At 63.7% G+C, this 6,103-nt stretch carries 4 protein-coding genes; all 4 read right to left on the bottom strand.

The window, feature by feature from the left end; genetic code table 11:
* Nucleotides 1–446: 446 nt before the first annotated feature.
* The 4 genes from QM621_RS10690 to essC are packed head-to-tail and all read right to left on the bottom strand — an operon-like array spanning nt 447 to nt 6,098.
* Entirely contained in the window at nt 447–761 is a 315-nt protein-coding gene (locus QM621_RS10690) for a hypothetical protein (protein WP_414990365.1), read from the bottom strand.
* Nucleotides 758–1,162 carry a DUF4176 domain-containing protein gene (locus tag QM621_RS10685; protein ID WP_414990364.1) on the bottom strand — a complete coding sequence of 135 codons (405 nt, stop codon included), beginning with the start codon at nt 1,160–1,162 and terminating at the stop codon, nt 758–760. The genes QM621_RS10690 and QM621_RS10685 overlap by 4 nt, the downstream gene beginning before the upstream one ends.
* Entirely contained in the window at nt 1,162–1,650 is a 489-nt protein-coding gene (locus QM621_RS10680; protein WP_414990363.1) for a DUF4176 domain-containing protein, read from the bottom strand. The genes QM621_RS10685 and QM621_RS10680 overlap by 1 nt, the downstream gene beginning before the upstream one ends.
* Entirely contained in the window at nt 1,647–6,098 is a 4,452-nt protein-coding gene (essC, locus tag QM621_RS10675) for a type VII secretion protein EssC (protein WP_414990362.1), read from the bottom strand. Before essC ends, QM621_RS10680 begins: the two co-directional genes overlap by 4 nt.
* Between the last annotated feature and the right edge of the window lie 5 nt (nt 6,099–6,103).

Genomic DNA, 6,103 nt, shown 5'->3' with positions numbered 1-6,103 from the left:
GACTCCAACGCCTTCGCCAACAAACCCAACGGCTCAGACCGACGACCCAACCCCTCCATCAACCCCGGAGCAGCCCCCTGCCACGAATCAGCAGAAAACTCCACCACACTCACAACTCAACCCCACACGAAGCGATACTCTCGTCAAAAACCTCGATCGTCACGCCGAGCTGGTCGAACTCATGCGTATCGGCTTCCACTAGAGCTCCGTAAGACGCGATCAACCGCGAGAGATCAGCGTAAATCTCAAAGATCGCTCTCACGCCTGGAACGTCAACGTTACTCGGCCGCGTCCATCCGTCCTTGACGCCAGCGACAGCGGAGGTGAAAGTAGCGACCTCACGAGTGTCCCTCCTATAGCCAGGAGCCAAACCCACCGTATCGGGACTTACAGCCATGACTTCCCCTTATAACGTATTGAACGGATTGTCGAAGATCAAGCGTCGGTCAAGAACTGAAATACATCAATGGCGCGAACGCGGCCTGCATCTCCGGCGACTCCATGGAGCTGGCAAGCGCAAGCTGCTTAGCCCGACACTCGCTGATAGCGGCGCCGATCTCCAGTAGGACTCCGGCAGGCCCCAGCAAGCCCATGTTGAAATTCTCCGAGAAGGCCCGAGCCTTCTCGCCCTTCCACAGACCTGAACCCGCTTCTCTGTACTTGCTGAAATCAAAACCCGCGAAGTCATTTAGCACGCTGGCCAAACGGCTGATGATCTCGTCAAGTTCCTGGATCTGCGCTAACGCTTGCGCGTCACTCATTCGTCATCCAGGTCTCGGACGCTGGCGAACGGGTCGTCGACAGCCTCAGTAGCCACGGGGGCCGCCGTGACCGGAGTGGGAGCAGGAGTGGCCTCTTGTTGTTCCTTCTGGAACTCGGCGTAGGCGTTGTCGAGGATCTCGAGCACGAGCTCGTCATCGGTGTCACGGTACCCCTCGTGCACGATCTTCAGGATGTCGTCGTGGTTGAAGTAGGCGATGTTGGTGTCGACCATGCCCTCCGGGTAGAGGAAAGCGCCATAGTCGAAAAACCGGCCCTCGACGATGGACCCGCGGCTGACGATCAGGAGCTTCTTGACCGAGCCTTTCAGGATGACGATGCTTCCGAGCGGCAGGAACTTCTTGTTCTCCTGCTGACGGGTCTCGGGCTGCTGCTCGGTCATCACTGTTTTCCTTTGTTTCGTAGATCTCTGAACGGGTCTTTCGCGTCCCGTACTATACCCGGCGACGACGCCCCTCCTCCTGCTGCGGCCACCGGCGAGGAGGGCGCGCTCAGGGCCGGTTTGGCGGGGGCTTTGAGGTCGACAGTCAGGTCCGGTTCGACCACGCGCGCGGGCGGCTTCTTCGGCGGTGTCTTGGCGTTCGCGAGCTGCTCTTTGGCGAACACGGCGTCCTTCTCCGTCTCGTAACCGGAGTGGACCACTTTCGTGATCTGCGTACTCCGGATCACGATCTCCCGCACCCCCGACGCCGCCCCTTGCGGGTGCGGCACGGCCTTGTATCCGGCGAGAAATCCGTCGTTGTGCTTTTGGAAGCCGCGCGCGATGACGACGTAGACGCCCTCGTCGTCCTCGATCCGGACGGCGCTTCCCAACGGCAACAACTCAGGAGTCTCGTTCTCCGCTGCTTTGGGGTTTGGGGTCGTGCTCATGTGGCGGCTCCTCTCGGCTGCGGGAGCTTGATCTTCTCGAAACCACTTCCGCCGCGCAGCACGAAGAACGGCTCGTCAGCGGCGGACTCGCGCTCGCTCGAGACGCCGGGACTCTTGACCAGCGGGCTGTCATAGGCGCGTGCGCCGATCAGGCCAGTGAACTTCAGATCGCGCACGGCCTTCGGGACGGCGTCGAAAGACTTCGCGATGTAGTCGTGCCTGCTGAAGATCATGAAGTCGAGGCCCGCCTTGTGGGTGTTCTTCAACGCGAGCATGAAGTCATCGGGCTTCAGCCCGGTCGCGGTGATGAAGTTCGGCAGATTCGCGATCACCAGCACCATGCGGGCGCCCTGCTCCTTCTTCTTGTGGAGGTTCAAATAGGCGACGATGCCCGCGACGACCTGGCTGGCGTCGCCCTTGGCGGTGATACGACTGAAGTTCGCCGGGAGCGCTGTGCGGTCGAGCGCCTCCTCGAAAGTCTCATCGAAATCGACGACCATGAACTCGGTCCTCACTCGTGCCCCTTGGGCGAGAAGAGTCTCCTGGAAGAGGAGTTCCTGCTCGTCGTCCTTCGCCGCGAACAGGAAGTAAGGCTGCGAGCGGGGCAGGAAGCCCCGCGCCTCGGTGGTGGCCTTCGACCATCCCAGCGGCACGCCGCCGGCGTTCGCGAGGGCCTGCACCGAAGCGCTCTCGTCGAACACCTCCGCCGTGAGCTCGTGGGGCACCATCGGAATAGGTTTCGGGCGTGGCCCCGACCAGCCCTCGTCCAAGACAGCGACCTGTTGTTCGAGAGCGGCGAGGACCTCGGAGCTGTTCTCGCCCGCGGCCGGTTGGTAGAACTGGATCGCGGTCGGCGTGTCGGTGAGCACCTGGCCCCGACCGGGCGCGTCGACTTGCATGAGTCGCTCGCGGCCCATCAACTGCGCCAAGTCCGCCTCCTCGTTCATGTAGAGGCAGATCTTGGTGGAGATGTTGCTGAGCATGTTCATGCGGACCCCGCCGACCCGGCTCGCGCTCATCACCAGATACACGCCCAAGCCGGCGCCCTCACGGAGCGCCTGCATCAGCAGGTTGTCGATCTGGTCTTTGCGCCGGTCGTTGCCGGTGAGGTTGTCGTAGCCGTCGAGGACGTTCACGACCACCGGCAGTTCCTGCCGCGTCTTCGCAGTGTACTGCTCACGGTTCGCGACCCCGGCATCCTTGAACAACTGCTTGCGGGCCGCCAATAGCCCAGCGACGCTGTCGAGCATCTTGGCGAGCTTCTCGGCCTCCTCCAACGTGACGATGTCGGCGACATGCGGTAGATCCTTCAACGGCAGCAGGCCGTTGTTGCCGAAGTCGATGAGGTTCACATGGAGCCGTTCGGGCGTACTGGCCTTCGCGAGGTTGACCACCAGCGTCTGTAGCACGGTCGACTTGCCGTAGCCGGGGCTGCCGAACAGCGCCGTGTGCCCGGCCTTCACCAAGTCGAGGTCGTAGTTCTCCTGCGCTTGACGCGACGGGACGTCGAGCATTCCCAACGGCACGCTGAACCCCGCGCTAGCGGGCTCCGGGGTGGGGATGCTGTTCGCGAGGTTCGGGAGCCACGGCTTGTCCGGCATGGCCAGGGCGGCATCTTCATGGAAGATCGTGGCGATGGTGTCGATGACGGCCTCGAGCTGGGTGGGCAGGTCGCTGGTGTCCTTGCCCTGCTCGACGTCCTCGCCCGGGTCGTAGAACAACTCGTACTGCCCGACCTCGTTGATCGTGTAGATCCGCTCGTCGACCTGCTCGGTGACCACCGCGTCCGGGTCGTAGGCGACGCCGGCGTAGCCGCTCTGGAACAGTTCGTAGACCTCGTTCTGGCCGACCTTCAGGTAGCCGCGGCCCGGGTTGGTGATGTGAGCGGCGTCGGTGGTCTTCAACAACTCAGTGGAGTCGCGCTCGCTCGCCATCTTCAGCGCGACCTTCGAAGTCGAGTTCGCCTCGATCTGGTCGTTGACCACGCCACTCGGCTTCTGGGTGGCGAGGATCAGATGCACGCCCAGGCTTCGGCCGATCCGCGCGACCGAGGTGAGCTCGTTGAGGAACTCCGGCACATTGGCTTTGAGCTCGGCGAACTCGTCCGACACCAACACCAGGTGCGGCAACGGCTTGTCCGGGTACTTCACATCCGGTTTGGGCCGGTGACGCTCTTTATACAGGCTCATGTAGGCGTTGATGCTGTTCACGCCGTAGACCGCGAACTCACGCTGACGCTTGTCCAACTCGGCTTTGATGCTCGCCAGCGCGCGGGCCGTGCCAGCGCCGTCGAGGTTGGTGATCGCGCCCATGAAGTGCGGCAACTCATCGAGAGTGTTGGCGATGCCGCCGCCCTTCCAGTCGATGATGAGCATCCCGACGTCCTCGGGCGAGAAGTTGATCGCCAGACCGATCAGATACGTCGTCAGGAACTCCGACTTGCCCGAGCCGGTGGTGCCGCCGACGAGCGCGTGCGGGCCGTGCGCCCGCTCGTGCAGATCCCAGTACACGTGGTCGGACTTGCCGCGCCATCCGATGAGCGACGCGATCGACTTGTTCGGCTCGGCCTGACCCCACCGGTCGGCGATTCGCAGATCCTCGACCGTCTTCACCTCGTACTGCTCCAGCAGGCTCAACGCCTCTGGGACGGCGTTCTTCTCCACTTCGAGATGGTTCAGATTCGACAGCTTCCGCAGCGCCCGCTCCAGACCCGGCGGCGTCGCGTACGGGGCGAACGGCGTGGCCACGTACACGTCGTTGTCGGTGACCAGTTCGCCCTTGACCATGTTGGGCGCCTGCACGAGGGCGGTGACCGTCTCGGGCAGGAGCTTCTCGTCCTCGCTGCACCAGATCACCGTCACGCCGAGTTCGCTCATGTCCTCGGCGAGCAGCTCGTTGACGCCGTGGCCCCTCAGATGCTCGTCGTCGCAGATCGTGAACACATAGTGCGGAGCGAATAGAGGCTTCTGCCGTCCCGCGTCCTTCACCGCCTGGCGACGCTTCTGCAGGAGTTGGTAGAAGCTGTTCAGCACCACGTCACGCAGCCGGTCGTTGTAGACCAGGCCGCGCATGTTCAACTCCTGCAACGTGAAATGCGGCAGCAGCCGCCATGCGCTCCACGTCTGTCGGTAGGCCTCGCGGGAGATGAGGCTCACGAAGTTCACGTCGCGGTAGGAGTGGAAGAAGGCCGTCTGGAACAACAGCGACTGCAACTGCGTCGCCACCACGTCCGGCGGGCCGACGAACCCGAGCGTCTGGCCGGCCAACTCGACCGGCGTCGGGGCCTCACGCTGTGTCTGGAAGCCGAGCGCCAGGTCGGCGACCCGACGGGCCTCCTCGCGCGCGTCAGTGTCCTGCACATCGGAGGTCACCTTCAGCGTCGACGGACGGTCGGAGAGCCCGAGCGAGACGCGCAAGAAGTCCTTGTTGAAACGTTGGCGCTCGTAGATCCGCCGGTCGTACACCTCCACCAGGTCCGCGAGCTCGTTCGGGCTCGGCTGCTGATACCGCAGCACCTCGCCCTCCTCGGCGTGCGCGCGCGTGACATCCGCGACGGTCCGCACGAGGTACTGGGTGTAGTCCTCCTCGGCCTGGATGGCCGTTCGTTTCGTCTCTTTCTTCTCAGCGATGTACTGCGACACGCTGAACGACGCCATCAGCACGCTCGCGAGCCCCATGCCGACCATCAACGCCGGGTTGGTGCCGACGAGCATCACCGTCATACCGGAGGCCATGAGCATCGCCACCGGCGGCAGGATCATCTGCAACACCCGGTTCTTCGGCGGCGCCGGAGGCTTCTCCGGCGGCTGCAACCGGAAATCGGCCTCGCTCGTCTCCAGATTCAGTTTCGGAGACCGCCGGTAGTCGGGGAAGCCCTCGGGGAACTCCCTCACCGGAGGCTGGACCAACGCCCTCGCCGGGTCGACGACCGCCTCCGTGACGAAAGTCGTGACCTTGAACTGCGCCGGACGCCTCTCCAAGAGATACCCGGCCGTCAGCACCACCGTGCCGACGTCGAGGTCGCAGACCTGCCGCCCGTCCACGGCGACACCGTCCACATACACCCGTTGATCGCGCGCGTCGACGATCAACGAGCCCTCATGCACGACGACCACCGGTGTGTCCGCGACCTTGACGCCCGCATGAGGGGCGTCGCCGATCACCAGGTCGTGACGGTCGTCGGGAATGAACGTCACCGTGCGGGCCTCCGCCGCCGAGACGACCACGCATTCGAGGTCGCCGACCCTCCGCGGTCCGGCGTCCACATGGTCGCCGTCGACGAAGAGCCTGTCGTTGACCACGCTGAACACATGGCCCTGATAGTCGACGAAGGGACGCTCCTCGGTCAGCGACAGTTTGGTCGCACGCCGCCCGTCCAACACGTACACCAGGAACAGCAGCTCGGCCTGGTCGAGCCGGGAGTCGAGCCCGGTCTGTTGGAGTCCCATGGTTC

The organism is Aeromicrobium sp. (genome assembly GCF_047606445.1).
GTDB lineage: Bacteria > Actinomycetota > Actinomycetes > Propionibacteriales > Nocardioidaceae > Aeromicrobium.
This window is presented reverse-complemented; position numbering and strand designations above follow the sequence as displayed.

Excerpts from the sequence above, each read along its gene's own strand:
- QM621_RS10690 (WP_414990365.1), bottom strand. The coding sequence starts at position 761 with ATGAGTGACGCGCAAGCGTTAGCGCAGATCCAGGAACTTGACGAGATC.
- QM621_RS10685 (WP_414990364.1), bottom strand. The coding sequence starts at position 1,162 with ATGACCGAGCAGCAGCCCGAGACCCGTCAGCAGGAGAACAAGAAGTTC.
- QM621_RS10680 (WP_414990363.1), bottom strand. The coding sequence starts at position 1,650 with ATGAGCACGACCCCAAACCCCAAAGCAGCGGAGAACGAGACTCCTGAG.
- essC (WP_414990362.1), bottom strand. The coding sequence starts at position 6,098 with ATGGGACTCCAACAGACCGGGCTCGACTCCCGGCTCGACCAGGCCGAG.